Below are 22478 nucleotides of genomic sequence, written 5' to 3'. Positions count from 1 at the left end.
TGAAATAGTCATTTCGCTGGTTTTTGTGTGAACAAAGAGAACTAAAAAAACTTTTAAAGAAAAATATGAGAAGTATTACAAGTGAAATTTTTTGAACAAAATTTTCATATTTCACGGAAAACGCTTTCTTGAAAACAAGAATTATGTTATAATTATCACAAATAAAAGTTTTAGGAGTTTTTTTATGGTCTCTTCAGAATTTATCTCAAAGATTGAATTTGCTTGCAAGAAGAAAGAAAGTCTTTATAGTCAAAGCAAATTCAAATATGCGATTCGTTCTATGTTTGCAGGTGCCTTTCTAACATTTAGTACGGCTGCGGGTGCAGTTGGAGCTGACTTGATTAATAAAATAGCGCCAGGTAGCGGACGTTTCCTTTTCCCATTTGTTTTTGCTTGGGGATTGGCCTACATTGTTTTCTTGAATGCTGAGTTGGTAACTTCAAACATGATGTTCTTGACTGCTGGCAGTTTCTTGAAAAAAATCTCTTGGAGAAAAACAGCAGAGATTTTACTATACTGTACCTTGTTCAACCTCATCGGAGCTTTGATAGCAGGTTGGGGCTTTGCCCACTCAGCAGCCTATGCAAATCTGACTCATGATAGTTTTATCTCCGGGGTTGTAGAGATGAAGTTAGGCCGTTCCAATGAGCTAGTCTTACTTGAAGGTATTTTAGCCAATATCTTTGTAAACATTGCCATTCTTTCCTTTGTTTTGGTGAAAGATGGTGGGGCCAAACTTTGGCTTGTCTTATCAGCGATTTACATGTTTGTATTCTTAACAAACGAACACATCGCAACCAACTTTGCTTCTTTTGCGATTGTTAAGTTCAGTGTTGCAGCTGATTCTATTGCTAACTTTGACATACCTAATATTCTTCGTCACTGGGGTGTAACCTTTATTGGGAACTTCATTGGGGGCGGTCTCTTGATGGGCTTACCATACGCCTTCCTCAATAAAAACGAAGATACTTATGTAGATTAAAGAATTGAGCACGAATCAATCGTGCTTTTTTGTTTGATGTGTATGACTAGTCATAGTTGTTCCTTATATCAAAATATAGAAAAACGGTATTGGAAAAGACTAGCACAAGATGATACAATATCCCTAATGAAGCTATTTGGAGGTCGTCTTATGACTCGTGATTTTAAATTTGAAACTCTACAATTACATGCTGGGCAAGTAGTTGATCCAGCAACTAAGTCTCGTGCAGTACCGATTTATCAAACAACATCCTTCGTTTTTGATGATACGCAGGAAGGTGCGGATTTGTTTGCCTTGAGAAAACCAGGCAATATCTATACCCGTATCACAAATCCTACAACAGCAGCCTTTGAAGAACGTATCGCTGCCCTTGAAGGTGGTGTCGGAGCGCTAGCAACAGCATCTGGTATGGCTGCTGTAACCTACACTATTTTGGCGCTTGCTCACGCAGGTGACCACGTAGTAGCAGCTTCAACCATTTACGGTGGAACCTTCAATCTCTTGAAAGAAACCCTTCCTCGTTATGGAATCACAACTACCTTTGTAGATGTGGATAATTTGGAGGAAGTTGAAGCAGCTATAGGTGACAATACCAAGCTTGTCTTGATTGAAACCTTAGGGAATCCCTTGATTAACATTCCTGACTTGGAAAAATTGGCTGAGATTGCGCATAAACACCAGATTCCTCTCGTTTCGGACAATACTTTTGCCACACCATATTTGATTAACGTTTTCTCTCACGGTGTAGATATTGCCATTCACTCAGCAACTAAGTTTATCGGTGGGCATGGTACGACTATTGGCGGTGTCATCGTGGACAGTGGTCGTTTTGACTGGGAAGCTTCGGGGAAATTCCCTCAATTTGTTGAGGAAGATCCTAGCTACCATAACTTGAGCTATACTCGTGATGTTGGGGCAGCAGCCTTTATTATCGCTGTTCGAGTTCAATTACTTCGTGATACAGGAGCAGCCTTATCACCATTTAATGCCTTCCTCTTGCTCCAAGGACTTGAAACTCTCTCTCTTCGTGTTGAACGTCATGTGCAAAATGCAGAGAAAATTGTTGATTTCCTTGTCAACCATCCTAAGGTTGAAAAAGTCAACTATCCAAAACTAGCAGACAGTCCTTACCATGCCTTGGCTGAGAAATATTTGCCAAAAGGTGTTGGTTCAATCTTTACCTTCCATGTTAAAGGTGGAGAGACAGAGGCTCGTAAGGTGATTGATAATTTGGAAATCTTCTCTGACCTTGCAAACGTAGCAGATGCCAAATCGCTTGTTGTCCATCCAGCGACAACTACTCACGGTCAGTTGTCAGAAAAAGATCTAGAAGCAGCAGGTGTCACACCAAACCAAATCCGCTTGTCTATCGGTCTTGAAAATGTAGATGATTTGATTGAAGATTTGCGCTTGGCCTTGGAAAAAATTTAAAGTAAAAGATATAAACAGTGGGTTTCGACTCACTGTTTTTGATTTTCCCTCAGGCATGATATAATGGTTACAGAAGTCTAGAAAGAGGAAAGTTATGAACGAAATCAAATGTCCTAACTGTGGGGAAGTCTTTACAGTAAATGAGAGCCAGTATGCCGAACTTTTATCCCAAGTGAGAACAGCTGAGTTTGACAAGGAATTACACGATCGCATAAAGCAGGAGCTGGCCTTGGCTGAGCAAAAGGCCATGAATGAGCAACAGTCTAAACTGGCTCAGAAGGACCAAGAAATTGCGCAATTGCAGAGTCAAATCCAAAACTTTGATACAGAGAAAGAGTTAGCTAAGAAAGAAGTTGAGCAGACAAGTCACCAGGCCTTATTAGCAAAGGACAAGGAAGTACAGGCCTTGGAAAACCAATTGGCTACCTTGCGTTTGGAGCATGAAAATCAACTGCAAAAGACCCTCTCTGACCTAGAAAAAGAGCGCGATCAGGTCAAAAATCAGCTTCTCTTGCAAGAAAAGGAGAACGAGCTTTCTCTTGCTTCTGTTAAGCAAAATTACGAAGCTCAACTTAAGGCAGCCAGTGAGCAGGTCGAATTTTACAAGAATTTCAAAGCTCAACAATCTACAAAAGCCATCGGAGAAAGTTTGGAACAGTATGCAGAGAGTGAGTTTAACAAGGTTCGTAGTTTTGCCTTTCCAAATGCTTACTTTGAGAAGGATAACAAGGTTTCTGCGCGTGGGTCTAAAGGCGACTTTATCTTTCGTGAATGTGATGAAAATGGAGTGGAAATCATTTCTATCATGTTTGAGATGAAAAATGAAGCGGACGGAACAGAGAAGAAGCATAAGAATGCAGATTTTTACAAGGAATTGGACAAGGATCGTCGGGAGAAGAACTGTGAGTATGCGGTTTTGGTGACCATGCTTGAGGCCGATAATGACTATTTCAACACGGGTATCGTGGATGTCAGTCATGAGTATGAAAAGATGTATGTGGTTCGTCCCCAGTTCTTTATCCAGTTGATTGGGCTTTTGCGAAATGCTGCGCTCAATTCCCTAAAATACAAGCAGGAGTTAGCACTTGTTCGTGAGCAGAATATCGATATTACACATTTTGAGGAAGACCTGGATGCCTTTAAAGTAGCATTTGCTAAAAACTATAATTCAGCTTCGACCAACTTCGGCAAAGCCATCGATGAAATTGACAAGGCTATCAAACGGATGGAAGAGGTTAAGAAATTCCTGACAACATCCGAAAACCAACTCCGCCTCGCAAACAACAAGCTGGAAGATGTTTCCGTTAAAAAATTGACCCGAAAAAATCCAACCATGAAAGCGAAGTTTGAAGCGCTGAAGGGGGAGTGAGAAAAAACACATGAACGGTATTATCAATTTAAAAAAAGAAGCGGGGATGACCTCGCATGACGCTGTTTTTAAGCTGCGTAAGATTTTGGGAACCAAGAAAATTGGTCATGGTGGGACCTTGGATCCAGATGTGTTGGGTGTTTTGCCCATTGCGGTGGGCAAGGCGACCCGCATGGTCGAGTTCATGCAGGATGAGGGTAAGGTCTATGAGGGGGAGATCACTCTTGGTTATTCAACGACGACTGAGGATGCCAGTGGAGAAGTGGTCGCAGAGACACCTGTTTTGTCGCCCTTGGATGAAACCACTGTCGATGAAGCGATTGCGAGTCTGACTGGGCCTATTACTCAGATTCCGCCTATGTACTCGGCTGTCAAGGTCAATGGTCGCAAGCTTTATGAGTATGCGCGTGCTGGTCAGGAAGTGGAGCGTCCAGAACGTCAGGTGACTATTTATCAATTTGAACGGACAAGTCCGATTTCTTATGAGAGCGAACTTGCGCGTTTTACCTTTCGTGTGAAATGCAGTAAGGGGACTTATATCCGTACCTTATCGGTTGATTTAGGTAAGAAGCTGGGTTATGCGGCCCATATGTCCCACCTAACACGTACTAGTGCAGCTGGTTTGCAGTTAGAAGATGCCTTGACTTTGAAAGAAATTGCTGAAAAAGTAGAGGCAGGGCAACTGGACTTTCTCCACCCTCTTGAAATTGGAACAGGGGACCTTGTTAAAGTTATCCTAACTCCAGAAGAGGCTACAGAAGTGCGCTTTGGTCGTTTTATCGAGCTAGACCAAATAGACCAAGAACTGGCTGCCTTTGAGGGAGATACATTGCTAGCCATTCTAGAAAAAAGGGATAAATTATATAAACCAAGGAAGGTTTTTAGCTAGTTTAACTGGAGTGTGGGGATAGATTTGTGTTTCCCCTAGACTATCCAAATCAGACTATAAATTTTACAAAAAATGTGATAGAATAGACGACGGATAAAAAAACGGAGGATAGCATGCAAAATAGACCAATCATTATCGGAGTGACAGGTGGTTCTGGTGGTGGTAAGACCAGTGTTTCGAGAGCCATTTTATCGCATTTCCCTTATGAAAAGATTTCCATGATTGAGCATGATTCATACTACAAGGATCAGTCTCACTTGACTTTTGAAGAGCGTGTCAAAACTAACTATGACCATCCATTTGCCTTTGATACAGACTTGATGATCGAGCAGATTAAGGAATTGTTGGCAGGGCGCCCAGTGGACATTCCAACTTATGACTATACAGAGCATACGCGGAGTAGCAAGACCTATCGTCAGGAGCCTCAGGATGTCTTTATCGTTGAGGGGATTCTGGTCTTGGAGGACAAGCGTCTGCGCGATTTGATGGATATCAAGATTTTTGTGGATACAGATGATGATGTGCGCATTATTCGTCGTATCAAGCGTGATATGGAGGAGCGTGGCCGTAGCTTGGATAGCGTGATTGACCAATATCTAGGTGTGGTAAAACCTATGTACCACCAGTTTATTGAGCCGACCAAGCGTTATGCTGATATCGTCATTCCAGAAGGGGTCAGCAATACAGTTGCTATCGACCTTTTGACGACCAAGATTGCAAAGATTTTGGAAGAAGCGCGAAACAGTAAATAATCAGATGAGGAGGTCTAGCCTCCTTTTTCTATTTTTCCTTTAGTTTCAGTAGGAAAAAGGTGATTTTTAAGCATGTTTTTGGTATAATAATACCCATGGAAAAGCAAGAAAATGAATAGTAGGTGGAGATGGAAAAGTATTTATCGGTAACAACTTTGACCAAGTATCTGAAAATGAAATTCGATAAAGACCCTTACTTGGAACGGGTCTATTTAACTGGTCAAGTTTCCAACTTTCGTAAACGACCTACTCACCAATATTTCTCCCTAAAAGATGACCATGCAGTCATTCAAGCGACCATCTGGTCTGGGATTTATCAAAAATTAGGTTTCGACTTGGAAGAGGGAATGAAAATCAATGTGATTGGGCGTGTGCAGGTCTATGAACCCAGCGGGAGCTACTCCATCATCATTGAAAAGGCTGAGCCTGATGGAGTCGGGGCGCTTGCGATTCAGTTTGAACAACTCAAGAAAAAACTAACGGAGGAAGGTCTTTTTCAAGAACGGTTCAAGCAACCTCTTCCCCAGTTTGCTAAGAGAATAGGGGTAGTAACCAGTCGCAGTGGCGCAGTTATTCAGGATATTATCACAACCGTAAGCAGACGTTTTCCTGGTGTCGATATCCTTCTCTATCCGACCAAGGTTCAAGGAGATGGAGCAGCAGAGGAAATTGCTCGAAATATTGCGCGTGCCAATCAACGTGAGGACCTAGATGTTCTCATCATTGGTCGTGGTGGGGGTTCCATAGAGGATCTCTGGGCTTTTAACGAAGAGATCGTGGTACGGGCTATTTTTGAATCCCGTTTACCCATCATCTCTAGTGTTGGTCATGAGACGGATGTGACCTTGGCGGATTTTGTGGCAGATAGACGGGCTGCAACGCCAACAGCTGCGGCTGAATTGGCAACGCCTGTGACCAAGTTGGATCTATTGACGCATTTGCAAAATCAAGAAAAGCGGATGGCGACAGCAGTTCAGAATGTCCTGTCAAGAAAAAAAGAAGCTCTGAAAAAATGCAGTCAGTCGGTCATCTTTAGACAGCCAGAGCGCTTGTATGACGGCTATTTGCAACGGTTGGATCAGCTGCAACTGCGATTAAAACAAAGTTTGCGAACACGGATTTCTGATAACAGACAACTAGTCCAAGCAAGGACGCATCGACTAGTCCAGTTATCACCTGTTACCAAAATCCAGCGTTATCAAGACCGTCTAGGTCAGTTGGACAAGCTCCTACGCAGCCAAATGGCGCTGGTTTATGATGCCAAGGTTGCTGAAGTCAAGCGACTTTCAGAAGCTTTGATGATGCTGGATACCAGTCGAATCGTGGCTCGTGGTTATGCAATTGTCAAAAAAGAAGAGTCCGTAGTCGATTCTGTTGAGATGTTGAATAAAAAAGATCAAGTGACGCTTTTGATGCGAGATGGTCAAGTAGAATTAGAGGTTAAAGATGTCAAAACAAAAGAAATTTGAGGAAAATCTAGCAGAACTGGAGACCATTGTCCAAAGTTTAGAAAATGGTGAAATTGCTTTAGAAGATGCGATTGCTGCCTTTCAAAAGGGAATGGTCTTGTCAAAAGAGCTCCAAGCGACGCTGGACAAGGCTGAAAAGACCTTGGTTAAGGTCATGCAAGAAGACGGGACAGAAAGTGATTTTGAATGAAGAAGCAAGAAAAATTAGCTCTTGTTGAATCGGCTTTGGAAGATTTTTATGGAGACCAGCAGTTTGCCTCTAGTTTGCGAGAGTCTGTTCTCTATTCCATTCATGCTGGTGGCAAGCGTATTCGCCCTTTTCTTTTGCTAGAAGTTTTGGAATCCCTGAGAGTGGTTATCCAACCAGCTCACGCGCAGGTGGCTGCGGCTTTGGAAATGATTCATACAGGAAGCTTGATTCATGATGATCTTCCTGCCATGGATGATGACGATTATCGTCGGGGGCGTTTAACCAATCATAAGAAATTTGGCGAAGCTATGGCAATATTGGCAGGAGACGCCTTGTTCCTAGATCCCTATGCCTTGATAGCGCAGGCAGATTTACCAAGTCAGATCAAGGTGGATTTGATTGCCAATTTATCCCTTGCTTCAGGGAGTCTAGGTATGGTGGCAGGGCAGGTTTTAGATATGGAAGGCGAACACCAGCATTTATCCTTGGAAGAACTTCAGACCATTCATGCCAATAAGACTGGAAAATTACTAGCTTATCCTTTCCAAGCAGCTGCTATCATTGCGGAATTGGAACCAGAAATCCAAGCAAAATTGAAAACTGTGGGTGAATTGATTGGGCTGGCCTTTCAAGTCAGAGATGATGTGCTGGATATAACAGCTAGTTTTGAGGAAATCGGCAAGACTCCACAAAAGGATTTGCAGGCTGAAAAATCAACCTATCCAGCCTTGCTGGGTTTGGAGGAGGCCATTGCCTTTTGTAACCAAACCTTGGATCAAGCTAATGCCAAGTTAGAAGAAATTGCCCAGCAAGTCAGCTTTGAAACAGAGCCGATTGTGAAAGTAGTAGAAAGTTTGAGAATCAATGGCTAAGGAAAGAGTGGATGTACTAGCTTATAAACAGGGCTTGTTTGAAACGCGAGAACAGGCCAAGCGCGGTGTAATGGCAGGTCTAGTCGTAGCTGTCCTCAATGGGGAGCGCTTTGACAAACCAGGAGAGAAAATCCCAGATGACACTGAGCTAAAACTCAAGGGTGAAAAACTCAAGTATGTCAGTCGTGGTGGTCTAAAACTGGAGAAGGCCTTGCAGGTCTTTGATTTGTCAGTCGAGGGAGCGACAACGATTGATATTGGAGCTTCCACTGGAGGATTTACTGACGTCATGTTGCAAAATGGTGTTGAGTTGATCTTTGCAGTCGATGTTGGCACCAATCAGTTGGCTTGGAAATTACGTCAAGACCCGCGGGTTGTCAGCATGGAGCAGTTTAATTTTCGTTATGCTGAAAAGACTGATTTTGAGCAGGAACCAAGCTTTGCCAGTATTGATGTGAGTTTCATTTCCCTCAGTCTGATTTTGCCTGCTTTGCATCGTGTCTTGGCTGATCAAGGTCAGGTGGTGGCACTTGTCAAACCCCAGTTTGAAGCAGGTCGTGAGCAGATTGGGAAGAATGGAATTATTCGCGACGCTAAGGTTCATCAACATGTCCTTGAATCAGTCACTGCTATGGCAGTTGAGCAAGGCTTTTCAGTCCTTGGATTAGACTATTCACCAATCCAAGGAGGACATGGAAATATTGAGTTTTTAGTTTATTTGAAAAAGGAAGAGGGAGCAAGTAACCAAGTTGCCCTAGAAATAGAAAAAGTTGTAGAGAGAGCACATAGAGAATTTAAAGATGAATAAAAAAGAGAGACTTGAAAAAATTAGAAGATTTGTTACGGATTATCAAATCGGGACTCAGGAAGAAATCGTTGAGCATTTGAAGGAAGCAGGTATTTCTGCTACTCAAGCCACTGTCTCAAGGGACATCAAGGAGCTTGGGATTGTTAAAATTCCTTTGAAGAACAACACCTATATCTATGAGTTGCCAAAATCAATCGTCAAAAGTTTGCAGTTGGCTGAGGACAATATTGTGAGTTCCGAGCTGATGGGAAATATGATCAACCTTACTGTCATTCCTGGAAATACCATTTTTGTGAAAAGTCAGTTGATTGAAGCATTTTCTGAACAGATTTTTAGCTGCCTAGCTGATGATGATTCTATCTTAATTGTAGCTAGAACAGCTGAGGCTGCTGAGGAAATTGTTGAACAAGTCAAAAAATGGTAGGTCAGTATGTTACTTGAAATTTCGATAAAAAACTTTGCCATTATTGAGGCCATTTCGCTCAATTTTGAAAAGGGTATGACTGTTTTGACCGGGGAAACGGGTGCCGGAAAATCTATCATTATCGATGCTATGAATCTCATGTTGGGGGCTCGAGCAACGACTGATGTTATTCGTCACGGTGCTCCTAAGGCAGAGATTGAGGGACTTTTCTCGGTTGAAAACAGTCGCCTTTTGCAGGAACTTTTTGATGAGCAAGGTTTGGAATTGGGCGATGAAATCATCATTCGCCGTGAGATTCTCCAAAATGGACGAAGTGTTAGTCGCGTGAATGGCCAGATGGTCAATCTGTCTGTCTTGCGTGCCATTGGGCAACACCTTGTGGATATTCATGGGCAGCATGACCAAGAAGAGTTAATGCGTCCTCAACTGCACATCCAGATGTTGGATGAGTTTGGTGATGCTACTTTCTTGGAGCTGAAGGAGACCTATCAGACGAGCTTTGATGCTTATCGAAAAATGCGCAAGCAGGTTCTGGAAGTCAAGAAAAACCAGCAGGAACATAAGGCTCGTATTGAGATGTTGGAATTTCAAATGGCAGAGATTGAGGCAGCAAACTTGCAGGCTGGTGAAGACTTGGCTCTCAACCAAGAGCGAGATAAACTCCTCAATCATAAAAATATTGCGGATACGCTAACCAATGCCTACAGTATGTTGGACAATGAGGAATTCTCCAGTCTTGCCAATGTCCGTTCGGCCATGAATGACATGGAAAGTGTCGAAGAATACGACCCTGAATACCGTGAAATTTCAAGTTCTCTATCAGAGACTTACTATGTTTTAGAAGATATTACCAAGCGTTTGGAAGATATCATTGAAGATCTAGATTTTGATGGTAATCGCCTCATGCAGGTTGAAAATCGCTTAGATCTTCTAAATACTATTACCCGCAAGTACGGTGGGACTGTGGACGATGTTTTGCTTTATTTTGCTAAGATTACGGATGAGTACAATCTCTTGACTGGAAATAACCTTTCTTCCGAAGACATGGAAGCAGAGCTCAAGAAATTGGAAGTTAATCTTGTTGATTTGGCAGGTCAGCTTGCATCTGCTCGTCATGATTTGGCTCAGCAGCTCGAAGCTGAGATTAAGCAAGAATTGCAAGACCTCTATATGGAGAAAGCACAGTTCCAGGTTCGCTTTAGTAAGGGTAAATTCAGTCGTGAAGGAAATGAAACAGTTGAGTTTTACATTTCAACCAACCCTGGCGAGGACCTTAAACCCTTGGTCAAGGTTGCATCTGGTGGGGAATTGTCTCGTCTCATGCTAGCTATTAAGTCTGCCTTTTCTCGTAAGGAAGGTAAGACCAGTATTGTCTTTGATGAGGTGGATACGGGAGTTTCAGGTCGTGTGGCCCAAGCTATTGCGCAGAAGATTCATAAGATTGGCCAGCATGGTCAGGTTTTAGCTATTTCTCATCTACCACAAGTGATTGCCATTGCGGACTACCAGTTCTTTATTGAAAAGATTAGTGACGAACATTCAACTGTTTCTACGGTTCGTCTCTTAACTTTAGAAGAGCGAGTAGAGGAAGTTGCTAAGATGTTGGCCGGGGAGAATGTAACAGAAGCGGCCCTTAGCCAAGCCAGAGAATTATTGCAAAAGAGGGAGAAATAAATGACAGATTATTATGTAATTGGAGATGTCCATGGAAAAGCAGGTATGTTGGAAGACCTTCTCAAAACATGGGATGGTCACACCCAGTTGCTCTTTCTAGGGGATCTGATTGACCGAGGTGAAGATAGTCGCCGTGTTCTAGAAATGGTCAAGGACTTGGTGTACAATCATGGAGCTATCTGTCTATCAGGCAACCACGAGTATATGTTTTTGACTTGGTTGGACAATCCTGAAGAAAGTTATGACCACTATCGTCGAAATGGTGGTGATACAACCATTAACTCTATCCTAGGTCGTCCCTTGGATGCACCAGTTGATGGCGTAGGAGATGCCAAACGGGTTGCGACAGAAGCAGCAGACTTGGTCGAATTTATTCGTAAAATGCCATTTGTAGTAGAGACAGACAAGTATATCTTTGTTCACGCTGGTATTGATTTGACCTTGGATGATTGGCATGAAACCACTGATTACAAGAAAGTCTGGCTCAGAAAACCATTCCACGAAGCTGAAAATAATACCGGGAAAACCATTGTCTTTGGGCATACACCGGTTTATGGTTTGCTCAAGCAAGACCGAGGTACAGCTGAGCTTTGGATAACAGATGATGGCAAGATTGGCATGGATGGAGGAGCTGTCTATGGTGGTGTCCTTCATGGGATTGTCTTTACTGACCAAGGCATGACTGAGCACTATTTCATTGAAAATGACGGCTTTGTCGCCGAAGATTAGTACTCCTAGCAGGGTATGGTCTTGTCAAAATGTTAAAAACAATTTATAATTAATAGATACCCTGAAAGGAAGAGCATCATGAATTTAGAAGAATTGAAAAAACGACAGGAGAAGATCCGTAACTTCTCTATTATCGCCCATATTGACCACGGGAAGTCAACGCTGGCGGACCGCATTTTGGAAAAGACTGAGACGGTTTCTAGTCGTGAAATGCAAGCCCAGCTTCTGGATAGTATGGACCTAGAACGGGAACGTGGGATTACCATTAAGCTTAATGCCATCGAGCTGAATTACACTGCTAAAGATGGGGAAACCTATATTTTCCACTTGATTGACACGCCTGGACACGTGGACTTTACCTATGAAGTGTCGCGTTCTCTAGCTGCCTGTGAGGGAGCTATTTTGGTAGTCGATGCCGCACAAGGGATTGAGGCTCAAACTCTTGCCAATGTTTATCTGGCCTTGGACAATGATTTGGAAATTCTTCCTGTTATTAACAAGATTGACTTACCAGCAGCCGATCCTGAGCGTGTGCGTACGGAGATTGAGGATGTCATTGGACTGGATGCCAGTGAAGCAGTCTTAGCTTCTGCCAAAGCTGGTATTGGTATCGAAGAGATTCTTGAGCAAATCGTAGAAAAAGTGCCAGCACCAACGGGTGATGTGACGGCGCCCCTCAAGGCCTTGATTTTCGACTCAGTTTATGATGCCTATCGTGGGGTTATCCTCCAAGTTCGTGTCATGGACGGAGTTGTCAAACCTGGCGATAAGATTCAGCTCATGAGCAATGGCAAGACCTTTGATGTGACTGAGGTCGGAATTTTCACACCCAAAGCAGTAGGGCGTGATTTTCTAGCGACTGGTGATGTTGGTTATATTGCGGCTTCTATCAAAACGGTTCAAGATACGCGTGTCGGAGATACAGTGACTCTAGCAAACAATCCTGCAACTGAACCGCTGGATGGCTACAAGCAGATGAACCCTATGGTCTTTGCGGGTCTTTATCCAATCGAATCGAACAAGTACAATGACCTTCGCGAAGCCCTTGAAAAATTGCAGCTCAACGATGCGAGTCTTCAATTTGAACCAGAAACATCTCAGGCGCTGGGATTTGGTTTCCGTTGTGGTTTCCTTGGACTTCTCCATATGGATGTTATCCAAGAGCGTTTAGAGCGTGAGTTTAACATCGACCTCATCATGACAGCTCCGTCTGTTATCTATAAGGTTAACCAAACTGACGGTGAGTCTATGGATGTGTCAAATCCATCAGAATTCCCAGACCCAACTAAGATTGCGACTATTGAAGAACCGTATGTCAAGGCGCAAATCATGGTACCGCAGGAGTTCGTAGGAGCAGTGATGGAACTGGCTCAACGCAAACGTGGGGACTTTGTAACCATGGACTATATTGATGACAATCGTGTCAATGTCATCTATCAAATTCCACTTGCCGAAATTGTCTTTGACTTTTTTGATAAACTCAAGTCTTCGACACGTGGTTATGCAAGCTTTGACTATGAATTGTCAGAGTATCGCCCATCTAAGCTGGTCAAAATGGATATCCTTCTCAATGGTGATAAGGTGGATGCCCTTAGCTTTATAGTTCACAAGGACTTTGCCTATGAACGTGGAAAACTCATCGTTGATAAGCTCAAGAAAATCATCCCTCGTCAACAATTTGAAGTGCCGATTCAAGCAGCTATTGGACACAAGATTGTGGCTCGTACGGATATCAAGGCCCTTCGTAAGAACGTACTTGCCAAATGTTACGGTGGTGACGTTTCTCGTAAACGCAAACTCCTTGAAAAACAAAAAGCTGGTAAGAAACGCATGAAAGCTATCGGATCAGTAGAAGTCCCACAAGAAGCCTTCCTTAGCGTCTTAAGCATGGATGAAGAATAGAAATATAAAATAAAACTCTTGAGAAATATTCAAGAGTTTTTGCTTTAAATGTGAGCTATTAAATCGTAAACTAACAGAATAGGTTAGGTTAGAATTTGACAGAAGTCCTTATTTTTCTTATAATGCAGATGGAAAGGTGGTAGGATGAAAAAATTATTAATTTTAGGAACTGTTGTTACTGCTAGTGTTTTTTTAGCTTCATGCTCTAATAAATCACAAACAGCAACCGGAGAAAGTTCGACTACGGTAGTTAGTTCTTCTAGCAGTCAGGAAACGAGTAGCTCTAGCTCTGCTGTTTCTGAAGCGAAAAAGGAAGAGATGCAAATCATCGGCTCGAATGAGTATGGTTTTGTCAAGGTACCCAAATCATGGGTTCGATTCCATGAAGTAGAAGGTGGAAATGATATACAGTATAGTGATGGAACAGATATCAACATTGTTACGCTGAATACCTTCAAGGCTGAGCAGTTCAATATCAGCGAAGAAGAATATGCTAAACTGGATGTTGTGACTGTCTCATCTAGTATTTTAACTTCCAAAGAACAAAGCTCTGATTTCAGTAAGGTTTGGGGCTCCAAATCGACCATTGGAGGCTATGAAGCCTATGTTGTCAATGCAATTGCTAAATCAGGGAAATACCTCGTTACTTGGGTTTTCCGATCAAATGATGGTAAAATCCGCTATGTTTCACTTGAAGGGGATGGGGAAACTTTAAAAACAATCTTACCGATGATTGAAAGTAGCTGGTCAACTACTAAAGCTGAATAAATGAAAAAAAGAAGATCAACTGATCTTCTTTTTATTTTTTTACGAATAGATAAGAGAGTAGTAAAAGAAATGGAGTTTCTTATGAAAATTGATAACTATGAAATCTATAAATTTCGCAAAGCTGGGCTAACCAATCAACAGATCTTAACTGTTCTTGAATATGACGAGACCGTAGATCAGGAGCTCTTGCTAGGTGATATTGCTGAAATCTCTGGTTGCCGCAATCCTGCTGTCTTTATGGAACGCTATTTCCAGATAGATGATGCACAGTTGGAGAAGGAGTTTCAAAAATTTCCATCCTTTTCTATTCTTGATGACTGTTATCCTTGGGATCTGAGTGAGATTTATGACCCTCCAGCTCTCTTATTTTATAAAGGAAATCTGGACTTGTTGAAATTTCCAAAGGTTGCTCTTGTAGGGAGTCGTTCATGTTCGAGTCAGGGAGCAAAGTCGGTTCAGAAAATTATCCAAGGCTTGGAAAACGAGTTAATCGTGGTCAGCGGCTTGGCCAAAGGAATTGATACCGCTGCCCATATGGCTGCGCTCCAGAATGGAGGGAGAACGATTGCTGTGATTGGAACAGGATTAGATGTTTTTTATCCACGTGCCAATAAACGCCTGCAAGAGTACATTGGCAATCATCATCTAGTGCTAAGTGAATACGGACCAGGTGAAGAACCCTTGAAATTTCACTTTCCAGCTCGTAATCGCATCATTGCTGGTCTTTGCCGTGGTGTGATCGTTGCAGAGGCAAGGATGCGTTCTGGTAGTCTTATTACCTGTGAGCGAGCTATGGAAGAAGGACGCGATGTTTTTGCCATTCCAGGAAACATTTTAGATGGCCATTCAGATGGCTGTCACCACCTGATCCAAGAGGGAGCAAAACTGATTTCCAGCGGTCAAGATGTGCTAGCTGAGTTTGAATTTTAAGGAGAAATTGTTCACTCAGATAAACTTTTCTTCTATACTATAGGAGTTAAGTCTTGACAGGTCTTTAAAAATGGTTTACACTTTATAAAGTTTATTACTTTGAAAAGGTGTGATAGTGTGGCTACGGCAACAAAGAAGAAAAAATCAACAGTTAAAAAAAATCTAGTCATCGTGGAGTCGCCTGCCAAGGCGAAAACGATTGAGAAATATCTAGGACGCAATTACAAGGTTCTAGCCAGTGTCGGACATATCCGAGATTTGAAAAAATCCAGTATGTCAGTTGACATCGAAAACAACTATGAACCGCAATATATCAATATCCGAGGAAAAGGTCCTCTCATCAATGACCTGAAAAAGGAAGCCAAAAAGGCCAATAAAGTCTTTCTGGCAAGTGACCCGGACCGTGAAGGAGAAGCGATTTCCTGGCATTTGGCTCATATTCTCGATTTGGATGAAAATGATGCCAACCGTGTGGTCTTTAATGAGATCACCAAGGACGCAGTGAAAAATGCTTTTAAAGAACCTCGCAAGATTGATATGGACTTGGTCGATGCCCAACAAGCACGTCGTGTTTTGGACCGCTTGGTAGGCTATTCGATTTCACCAATTCTCTGGAAGAAGGTCAAGAAGGGCTTATCAGCTGGACGCGTACAGTCTGTTGCACTCAAGTTAATCATTGACCGTGAAAATGAGATTAATGCCTTCCAACCCGAAGAATATTGGACGATTGATGGAGTCTTCAAAAAGGGAACCAAGCAGTTCCAAGCTTCTTTCTATGGTATGAATGGGAAGAAGATGAAGCTCGCTACGAATGAAAAGGTAAAAGAAGTTTTATCTCATCTTACTAGTAAAGACTTCACAGTGGAACAGGTAGATAAAAAAGAACGTAAGCGTAACGCTCCGCTACCTTATACAACATCAACCATGCAGATGGATGCGGCAAATAAGATCAACTTCCGTACTCGGAAGACTATGATGGTTGCCCAACAGCTCTATGAAGGAATCAATATCGGTACAGGCGTACAAGGTTTGATTACATACATGCGTACAGACTCGACTCGTATTAGTCCAGTGGCGCAAAACGAAGCGGCAAGCTTTATCAACGAACGTTTTGGCAGTAAGTACTCTAAACATGGAAGCAAGGTCAAGAATGCTTCAGGTGCCCAAGATGCCCATGAGGCTATCCGCCCATCAAGTGTTTTCAATACACCTGAAAAAATTGCTAAGTACTTGGATAAAGACCAACTCAAACTCTATACGCTTATCTGGAATCGTTTTGTAGCTAGCCAGATGACGGGAGCTATCTTTGATACCATGGCTGTCAAGCTCTCTCAAAATGGAGTCCAGTTTGCAGCAAATGGTAGCCAAGTTAAGTTTGATGGGTATCTTGCCATCTACAATGACTCTGACAAAAACAAGATGTTGCCAGATATGGCTGTTGGAGATGTAGTCAAGCAGGTGAATAGCAAGCCAGAACAACATTTCACCCAACCCCCTGCTCGCTATTCGGAAGCGACCCTTATCAAGACTTTGGAAGAAAATGGAGTTGGTCGTCCATCAACCTACGCACCAACTATTGAAACCATTCAGAAACGCTATTATGTTCGTCTGGCAGCCAAACGCTTTGAACCAACTGAGTTGGGAGAAATTGTCAATAAACTCATTGTTGAATACTTCCCAGACATCGTAAACGTGACTTTCACAGCTGAAATGGAAGGAAAACTGGATGATGTCGAAGTTGGAAAAGAACAGTGGCAACGTGTTATTGATGAATTTTATAAACCATTCTCCAAAGAAGTAGCCAAGGCTGAAGCTGAAATGGAAAAAATTCAGATTAAGGATGAGCCAGCTGGGTTTGACTGTGAGGTCTGTGGTAGTCCAATGGTGATTAAATTAGGACGTTTTGGTAAATTCTATGCTTGTAGCAATTTCCCAGACTGTCGCCATACGCAAGCGATTGTTAAGGAGATTGGTGTTGAGTGCCCAAGCTGCCATCAAGGACAAATCATTGAGCGCAAAACCAAACGCAATCGTATCTTCTATGGTTGCAATCGCTATCCAGAATGTGAATTTACTTCGTGGGACAAACCAATTGGACGGGATTGTCCAAAATGTGGTCACTTCCTTGTGGAGAAGAAAGTCCGTGGTGGTGGCAAACAGATTGTGTGTAGTAATGGCGACTACGAAGAGGAAAAAATCAAATAAAATACAGAGTCCTGAAAATAAATTTCAGGCTCTTTTTTTGTTGAGGCTTGACAAATTTCCCCCTTGTATGCGAAACTAGAGGAAGAGATAATTTATCTAGGAGAAATCATGCGTATCATTTACCTAAGCATTGGCTTTATTTCACTGGCCTTAGCTGTCATTGGAGTTGTCTTGCCACTTTTACCAACAACTCCCTTTCTTTTGTTAGCCATCGCTTGCTTTTCCAAGTCTTCAAAGAGATTTGAAGACTGGCTTTATCACACCAAGCTCTATCAGACCTATGTAGCTGACTTTCGTGAGACCAAGTCAATCGCCAGAGAACGCAAGAAAAAGATCATCGTATCTATCTATATCTTGATGGGAATTTCCATTTATTTTGCACCTCTCTTACCAGTCAAAATCGGCCTGGGAGCCCTGACAATCTTTATCACCTACTATCTCTTTAAAGTAATTCCTGATAAGGATTAGTTTTTGAAATTTGATATTTCCTTGATAAAAATGAAAACATATTTAAATAATATGATATAATAAATTAAAAGTAATTTTCAAGGAGAATCAAATGATTTACGAATTTTGTGCTGAAAATGTGACCTTGCTTGAAAAAGCGATGCAGGCTGGAGCTCGTCGAATCGAACTTTGTGATAATCTAGCAGTTGGTGGAACAACACCTAGCTATGGAGTAACAAAGGCAGCGGTTGAACTGGCAGCTAACTATGATAGCACCATTATGACCATGATTCGTCCACGTGGTGGCGACTTTGTCTATCATGATCTGGAAATTGCCATCATGCTAGAAGACATTCGTTTGACTGCTCAAGCTGGAAGTCAAGGAGTCGTCTTTGGTGCTTTAACTGCTGATAAGAAGTTGGACAAGACTAATCTTGAGAAGTTGATTGCCGCATCGAAAGGAATGGAAATTGTCTTTCACATGGCCTTTGATGAATTGAGCGAAGAAGATCAGTTGGAAGCTATTGACTGGCTCAGCCAAGCTGGTGTCACTCGTATCCTGACTCGTGCTGGCGTATCTGGAGACTCGCTAGAGAAACGTTTTGCTCACTATCACAGAATTTTGGAGCATGCTAAAGGTAAAATTGAAATTCTGCCAGGTGGAGGGATTGACTTGGACAACCGTCAAACCTTTATCGACCAGCTGGGTGTGACACAATTGCATGGAACCAAGGTTGTCTTTTAAAAAATAGAAAGGAACTGCTAGCTTTGGGTAGCAGTTTTCACTTATGTTTGAAATTTTTAAATCCTATCAGTTTAATCAAGAAAAAGCTCGTGCCTATGGTTTTGTAGAAAATGAGGGAGTCTGGACCTACAGTTTCCAGATTTTGGATGGAGATTTTGTCATGACTGTGTCCATCATAACGGATAATGTGAGCTTTCAAGTTTTTGATCAGGAGACTGGTGACCTCTATCCTCAAGTCCATATGGAAAGCATGAGAGGGACTTTTGTCGGAAGTATCCGTCAAGCTTGTTTGGAGATTCTCTACCAGATTCGGAAGGCTTGTTTTGATATGCAGGATTTTATCTGTCCTCAGACTAAGCGTATCATGTCTCAAGTTCAGAAAAAGTATGGAAATCAGTTGGAATATCTGTGGGAGAAATCTCCTGATACGGCAGTATTACGTCATGAAGGCAGTAAAAAGTGGTATGCTGTTTTAATGAGAATACCTTGGGATAAGCTAGATAAGAACAGAGAAGGGCTAGTGGAAGCAATCAACCTCAAACATGATCAAGTTGCTGACTTGCTTTCACAAAAAGGCATTTATCCAGCCTTTCATATGAACAAACGCTACTGGATTAGTCTGGCTCTTGATGATAGTTTGCTAGATGAAGAGGTGTTAGAACTAATCGAAAGAAGTTGGAACTTGACTGTGAAAAAGTAAGGAAATTCCCTTGCCTTTTTAAATACTTTCAATTAGCAAAATATTCTTTACTGAAGAAATTTTCAGAAAATATTGGATTTTTTCTTGACAAGAGACTTTTCCTATGCTAAAATACTAAACAAGATATCAAACGAAGGAGAAAGTCAAACATGAAAACAGCTAAGTTTAATCAATTTGCTTTGTTGTTGAGGTACTCGGGCTAGTGCAAAAGCATTAGTCCTGTTTGGCTTACCAAGCGGGAGTAAATCAACATCTCGCTTGGGTTTCTGAGCGAGATGTTTTTTTAAAACCATATTTGGAAAAGGGGAATTCTTATGCGTAAAGTTGAATTTTTTGATACAAGTCTTCGTGATGGGGAACAAACACCTGGTGTTAACTTCTCAATCAAGGAAAAAGTCTCCATTGCAAGACAGCTGGAGAAATGGGGAATTTCTGTAATTGAAGCTGGTTTTCCGGCTGCTAGTCCAGATTCATTTGTAGCCGTTCAAAAAATTGCTAGAGCCATGAAAAAAACAGCAGTGACAGGATTAGCTCGTTCTGTAAAATCTGATATTGATGCTTGTTATGAGGCTCTTAAGGATGCCAAGTATCCACAAATTCATGTCTTTATCGCTACCAGTCCGATTCACCGCAAGTATAAACTCAATAAGAGTAAGGAAGAGATTTTAGAAGCTATCAAGGAGCATGTTTCTTATGCACGTTCTAAGTTTGAGGTTGTCGAGTTCTCGCCTGAAGATGCGACTAGAACAGAGTTGGATTTCCTCTTACAAGTTGTTCAAACAGCGGTCGATGCAGGTGCATCTTATATAAATATCCCTGACACAGTTGGCTTTACGACTCCAGAAGAGTTTGCACGCATCTTTGACCACTTGACTGAAAATATTAAATCAGATCATAAAGTTGTCTTTGGTGTCCACTGTCACGATGATCTCGGTATGGCAACTGCAAATACTTTGACAGCGATTAAACACGGTGCTGGACGTGTCCAGGGAACTATTAATGGCATTGGTGAACGCGCAGGTAATGTTGCTCTTGAAGAAGTAGCTGTTGCTTTGAAGATTCGTGAGGATTTCTTCCAAGCAACTAGTGATATTGTTTTGGATGAAACAATGAATACGTCAGAAATGGTTTCTCGCTTCTCTGGTATTCCAGTTCCTAAAAACAAGGCTGTCGTTGGTGGTAATGCCTTCTCTCACGAGTCTGGTATTCACCAAGATGGAGTCCTTAAAAATCCTCTCACTTATGAGATCATCACCCCTGAATTGGTTGGTGTCAAGAGTAATAGTCTTCCGCTTGGGAAATTGTCTGGTCGCCATGCCTTTGTTGAAAAACTGAGAGAACTGGCCCTTGATTTTACAGAAGAGGACATCAAACCACTCTTTGCTAAGTTCAAGGCGCTGGCTGATAAGAAACAAGAAATCACAGATGCAGATATTCGTGCTCTGGTAGCTGGAACCATGGTTGAAAATCCAGAAGGCTTCCACTTTGATGATTTACAACTGCAAACTCATGCAGATAATGACATCGAAGCACTCGTTAGCCTAGCCAATATGGATGGTGAGAAGCTTGAGTTTAATGCGACAGGACAAGGTTCTGTTGAAGCAATCTTCAACGCCATTGACAAGTTCTTCAATCAATCTGTTCGCTTGGTATCCTACACTATCGATGCGGTGACAGATGGGATTGATGCCCAGGCTCGGGTATTGGTGACTGTTGAAAACAGAGATACAGAGACCATCTTTAATGCAGCAGGGATTGATTTCGATGTACTGAAGGCTTCAGCTATTGCCTACATCAATGCCAATACCTTTGTTCAAAAGGAGAATGCTGGTGAGATGGGACGAAGCGTTTCCTATCGCGATATGCCTAACGTGTAAAGGAGAATGCTATGACAAAGAAAATCGTAACTCTAGCAGGGGATGGAATCGGTCCAGAAATTATGGAAGCTGGTTTGGAAGTTCTGGAGGCCCTAGCTGAAAAAACAGGATTTGTCTATGAAATAGACAGACGCCCTTTTGGAGGTGCAGGTATTGATGCGGCAGGACATCCCTTACCTGATGAAACCCTCAAGGCAAGTAGGGAAGCAGATGCAATTCTCCTAGCAGCTATTGGTAGTCCTCAGTATGATGGGGCAGCGGTTCGGCCCGAACAAGGCTTGCTGGGTCTCCGTAAAGAACTCAATCTCTACGCCAATATTCGTCCGGTTAAAATCTTTGAGAGTCTCAAGCACTTATCACCTCTCAAACCAGAACGAATTGCTGGTGTAGACTTTGTCGTGGTGCGTGAGTTGACAGGAGGGATTTACTTTGGAGATCATATTCTTGAAGAGCGAAAAGCGCGTGATATCAACGATTACAGCTATGAGGAAGTGGAGCGAATTCTTCGCAAGGCCTTTGAAATCGCAAGAAGTCGGAGAAAAATCGTTACCAGCATCGATAAGCAAAATGTTCTAGCGACATCAAAACTCTGGCGCAGAGTAGCTGAGGAAGTCGCACAGGACTTCCCAGATGTAATCTTAGAGCATCAGCTAGTAGACTCAGCTGCTATGCTCATGATTACCAATCCTGCTAAGTTTGACGTTGTGGTAACGGAAAATCTTTTTGGGGATATTCTTTCAGACGAGTCCAGTGTCCTGTCAGGGACGCTGGGAGTTATGCCATCGGCCAGTCATTCTGAAAATGGCCCAAGTCTCTATGAGCCCATTCACGGTTCGGCACCTGATATTGCAGGTCAAGGAATTGCCAATCCTATTTCCATGATTTTATCAGTGGCCATGATGCTGAGAGATAGCTTTGGACGTTATGAGGATGCGGAGCGTATCGAACATGCAGTAGAAGCCAGTTTGGCAGCAGGCATTTTAACAAGAGATATAGGAGGTCAGGCTTCGACCAAGGAAATGACGGAAGCCATTATTGCAAGGTTATGAAGTTAGATGAAAAAATTACTCTAGTCCTTTTACTTTGGAATGTCATGGTTTTCTTGATTTATGGCATTGACAAATCAAAGGCAAGGAGAGGTGCTTGGCGCATCCCAGAGAAAATTCTCTTGACTATGGCTCTTGTATGTGGTGGATTTGGTGCTTGGTTAGCAGGAATCGCCTTTCACCACAAAACTAGAAAATGGTATTTTAAAACGATTTGGTTTCTTGGGATGGTGACCACACTAGTAGCCTTATATTTCATTTGGAGGTAA

General features: G+C 42.3%; 22 protein-coding genes. All 22 read left to right on the top strand.

Going from position 1 to position 22478, the window contains the following annotated elements; genetic code table 11:
- The first annotated feature begins 184 nt into the window (after nt 1-184).
- The 22 genes from DF216_RS00395 (at nt 185) to DF216_RS00290 (ending at nt 22478) form a co-directional block, all read left to right on the top strand.
- Nucleotides 185-982: a formate/nitrite transporter family protein gene (locus DF216_RS00395; RefSeq protein WP_129325584.1), complete on the top strand. Its 798-nt coding sequence runs from the start codon at nt 185-187 to the stop codon at nt 980-982.
- Between the two features lie 150 nt (nt 983-1132).
- Entirely contained in the window at nt 1133-2413 is a 1281-nt protein-coding gene (locus DF216_RS00390; RefSeq protein ID WP_129325583.1) for an O-acetylhomoserine aminocarboxypropyltransferase/cysteine synthase family protein, read from the top strand.
- A 94-nt stretch (nt 2414-2507) separates the two neighbouring features.
- On the top strand, nt 2508-3782 hold the full coding sequence (locus tag DF216_RS00385) for a DUF2130 domain-containing protein (protein WP_129325582.1): 1275 nt from the start codon (nt 2508-2510) through the stop codon (nt 3780-3782).
- A 10-nt stretch (nt 3783-3792) separates the two neighbouring features.
- Nucleotides 3793-4671, top strand: a complete 879-nt coding sequence (gene truB, locus DF216_RS00380; protein WP_129325581.1) for a tRNA pseudouridine(55) synthase TruB — start codon at nt 3793-3795, stop codon at nt 4669-4671.
- 113 nt (nt 4672-4784) lie between these two features.
- Nucleotides 4785-5423: a uridine kinase gene (udk, locus tag DF216_RS00375; RefSeq protein WP_033688753.1), complete on the top strand. Its 639-nt coding sequence runs from the start codon at nt 4785-4787 to the stop codon at nt 5421-5423.
- A gap of 128 nt (nt 5424-5551) precedes the next feature.
- Nucleotides 5552-6892, top strand: a complete 1341-nt coding sequence (xseA, locus tag DF216_RS00370) for an exodeoxyribonuclease VII large subunit (protein WP_129325580.1) — start codon at nt 5552-5554, stop codon at nt 6890-6892.
- On the top strand, nt 6870-7082 hold the full coding sequence (locus tag DF216_RS00365; protein WP_000043226.1) for an exodeoxyribonuclease VII small subunit: 213 nt from the start codon (nt 6870-6872) through the stop codon (nt 7080-7082). Before xseA ends, DF216_RS00365 begins: the two co-directional genes overlap by 23 nt.
- Nucleotides 7079-7954, top strand: a complete 876-nt coding sequence (locus DF216_RS00360; protein WP_129325579.1) for a polyprenyl synthetase family protein — start codon at nt 7079-7081, stop codon at nt 7952-7954. Before DF216_RS00365 ends, DF216_RS00360 begins: the two co-directional genes overlap by 4 nt.
- Nucleotides 7947-8762, top strand: coding sequence for a TlyA family RNA methyltransferase (locus tag DF216_RS00355; RefSeq protein WP_129325578.1), 816 nt, complete (start codon nt 7947-7949; stop codon nt 8760-8762). The genes DF216_RS00360 and DF216_RS00355 overlap by 8 nt, the downstream gene beginning before the upstream one ends.
- On the top strand, nt 8755-9186 hold the full coding sequence (locus DF216_RS00350; RefSeq protein ID WP_129325577.1) for an arginine repressor: 432 nt from the start codon (nt 8755-8757) through the stop codon (nt 9184-9186). Before DF216_RS00355 ends, DF216_RS00350 begins: the two co-directional genes overlap by 8 nt.
- A 6-nt stretch (nt 9187-9192) precedes the next feature.
- Complete coding sequence (gene recN / locus DF216_RS00345) at nt 9193-10860, top strand: DNA repair protein RecN (protein ID WP_129325576.1); 1668 nt, start codon at nt 9193-9195, stop codon at nt 10858-10860.
- Nucleotides 10861-11589, top strand: coding sequence for a metallophosphoesterase family protein (locus DF216_RS00340; RefSeq protein WP_129325575.1), 729 nt, complete (start codon nt 10861-10863; stop codon nt 11587-11589).
- A gap of 78 nt (nt 11590-11667) precedes the next feature.
- A complete protein-coding gene (gene lepA / locus DF216_RS00335) occupies nt 11668-13491 on the top strand; it encodes a translation elongation factor 4 (protein ID WP_129325574.1) in 1824 nt (607 codons plus the stop codon).
- 144 nt (nt 13492-13635) lie between these two features.
- Nucleotides 13636-14259, top strand: a complete 624-nt coding sequence (locus DF216_RS00330) for a hypothetical protein (protein ID WP_129325573.1) — start codon at nt 13636-13638, stop codon at nt 14257-14259.
- A gap of 81 nt (nt 14260-14340) precedes the next feature.
- The gene (dprA, locus tag DF216_RS00325; RefSeq protein WP_129325572.1) at nt 14341-15189 is read left to right on the top strand and encodes a DNA-processing protein DprA; all 849 of its coding nucleotides are present in this window, start codon (nt 14341-14343) and stop codon (nt 15187-15189) included.
- Nucleotides 15190-15306: 117 nt separating this feature from the next.
- The gene (gene topA, locus DF216_RS00320) at nt 15307-17394 is read left to right on the top strand and encodes a type I DNA topoisomerase (protein ID WP_129325571.1); all 2088 of its coding nucleotides are present in this window, start codon (nt 15307-15309) and stop codon (nt 17392-17394) included.
- A gap of 108 nt (nt 17395-17502) precedes the next feature.
- Entirely contained in the window at nt 17503-17862 is a 360-nt protein-coding gene (locus DF216_RS00315) for a YbaN family protein (protein WP_061453612.1), read from the top strand.
- Between the two features lie 91 nt (nt 17863-17953).
- The gene (locus DF216_RS00310) at nt 17954-18586 is read left to right on the top strand and encodes a copper homeostasis protein CutC (RefSeq protein ID WP_129325570.1); all 633 of its coding nucleotides are present in this window, start codon (nt 17954-17956) and stop codon (nt 18584-18586) included.
- 43 nt (nt 18587-18629) lie between these two features.
- Nucleotides 18630-19286, top strand: coding sequence for an MmcQ/YjbR family DNA-binding protein (locus tag DF216_RS00305; protein WP_129325569.1), 657 nt, complete (start codon nt 18630-18632; stop codon nt 19284-19286).
- Nucleotides 19287-19600: 314 nt separating this feature from the next.
- A complete protein-coding gene (locus DF216_RS00300; RefSeq protein ID WP_129325568.1) occupies nt 19601-21163 on the top strand; it encodes a 2-isopropylmalate synthase in 1563 nt (520 codons plus the stop codon).
- A gap of 11 nt (nt 21164-21174) precedes the next feature.
- On the top strand, nt 21175-22212 hold the full coding sequence (leuB, locus tag DF216_RS00295) for a 3-isopropylmalate dehydrogenase (RefSeq protein WP_129325567.1): 1038 nt from the start codon (nt 21175-21177) through the stop codon (nt 22210-22212).
- Complete coding sequence (locus tag DF216_RS00290) at nt 22209-22478, top strand: DUF1294 domain-containing protein (protein WP_129325566.1); 270 nt, start codon at nt 22209-22211, stop codon at nt 22476-22478. The genes leuB and DF216_RS00290 overlap by 4 nt, the downstream gene beginning before the upstream one ends.

The organism is Streptococcus oralis, assembly GCF_004127215.1.
GTDB lineage: Bacteria > Bacillota > Bacilli > Lactobacillales > Streptococcaceae > Streptococcus > Streptococcus oralis_BD.
Note: the sequence above shows the minus strand (reverse complement) of the source record. Positions and strands in the feature narration are given on the sequence as shown.

Excerpts from the sequence above, each read along its gene's own strand:
- DF216_RS00395 (WP_129325584.1), top strand. The coding sequence starts at position 185 with ATGGTCTCTTCAGAATTTATCTCAAAGATTGAATTTGCTTGCAAGAAG.
- DF216_RS00390 (WP_129325583.1), top strand. The coding sequence starts at position 1,133 with ATGACTCGTGATTTTAAATTTGAAACTCTACAATTACATGCTGGGCAA.
- DF216_RS00385 (WP_129325582.1), top strand. The coding sequence starts at position 2,508 with ATGAACGAAATCAAATGTCCTAACTGTGGGGAAGTCTTTACAGTAAAT.
- truB (WP_129325581.1), top strand. The coding sequence starts at position 3,793 with ATGAACGGTATTATCAATTTAAAAAAAGAAGCGGGGATGACCTCGCAT.
- udk (WP_033688753.1), top strand. The coding sequence starts at position 4,785 with ATGCAAAATAGACCAATCATTATCGGAGTGACAGGTGGTTCTGGTGGT.
- xseA (WP_129325580.1), top strand. The coding sequence starts at position 5,552 with ATGGAAAAGTATTTATCGGTAACAACTTTGACCAAGTATCTGAAAATG.
- DF216_RS00365 (WP_000043226.1), top strand. The coding sequence starts at position 6,870 with ATGTCAAAACAAAAGAAATTTGAGGAAAATCTAGCAGAACTGGAGACC.
- DF216_RS00360 (WP_129325579.1), top strand. The coding sequence starts at position 7,079 with ATGAAGAAGCAAGAAAAATTAGCTCTTGTTGAATCGGCTTTGGAAGAT.
- DF216_RS00355 (WP_129325578.1), top strand. The coding sequence starts at position 7,947 with ATGGCTAAGGAAAGAGTGGATGTACTAGCTTATAAACAGGGCTTGTTT.
- DF216_RS00350 (WP_129325577.1), top strand. The coding sequence starts at position 8,755 with ATGAATAAAAAAGAGAGACTTGAAAAAATTAGAAGATTTGTTACGGAT.
- recN (WP_129325576.1), top strand. The coding sequence starts at position 9,193 with ATGTTACTTGAAATTTCGATAAAAAACTTTGCCATTATTGAGGCCATT.
- DF216_RS00340 (WP_129325575.1), top strand. The coding sequence starts at position 10,861 with ATGACAGATTATTATGTAATTGGAGATGTCCATGGAAAAGCAGGTATG.
- lepA (WP_129325574.1), top strand. The coding sequence starts at position 11,668 with ATGAATTTAGAAGAATTGAAAAAACGACAGGAGAAGATCCGTAACTTC.
- DF216_RS00330 (WP_129325573.1), top strand. The coding sequence starts at position 13,636 with ATGAAAAAATTATTAATTTTAGGAACTGTTGTTACTGCTAGTGTTTTT.
- dprA (WP_129325572.1), top strand. The coding sequence starts at position 14,341 with ATGAAAATTGATAACTATGAAATCTATAAATTTCGCAAAGCTGGGCTA.
- DF216_RS00315 (WP_061453612.1), top strand. The coding sequence starts at position 17,503 with ATGCGTATCATTTACCTAAGCATTGGCTTTATTTCACTGGCCTTAGCT.
- DF216_RS00310 (WP_129325570.1), top strand. The coding sequence starts at position 17,954 with ATGATTTACGAATTTTGTGCTGAAAATGTGACCTTGCTTGAAAAAGCG.
- DF216_RS00305 (WP_129325569.1), top strand. The coding sequence starts at position 18,630 with ATGTTTGAAATTTTTAAATCCTATCAGTTTAATCAAGAAAAAGCTCGT.
- DF216_RS00300 (WP_129325568.1), top strand. The coding sequence starts at position 19,601 with ATGCGTAAAGTTGAATTTTTTGATACAAGTCTTCGTGATGGGGAACAA.
- leuB (WP_129325567.1), top strand. The coding sequence starts at position 21,175 with ATGACAAAGAAAATCGTAACTCTAGCAGGGGATGGAATCGGTCCAGAA.
- DF216_RS00290 (WP_129325566.1), top strand. The coding sequence starts at position 22,209 with ATGAAGTTAGATGAAAAAATTACTCTAGTCCTTTTACTTTGGAATGTC.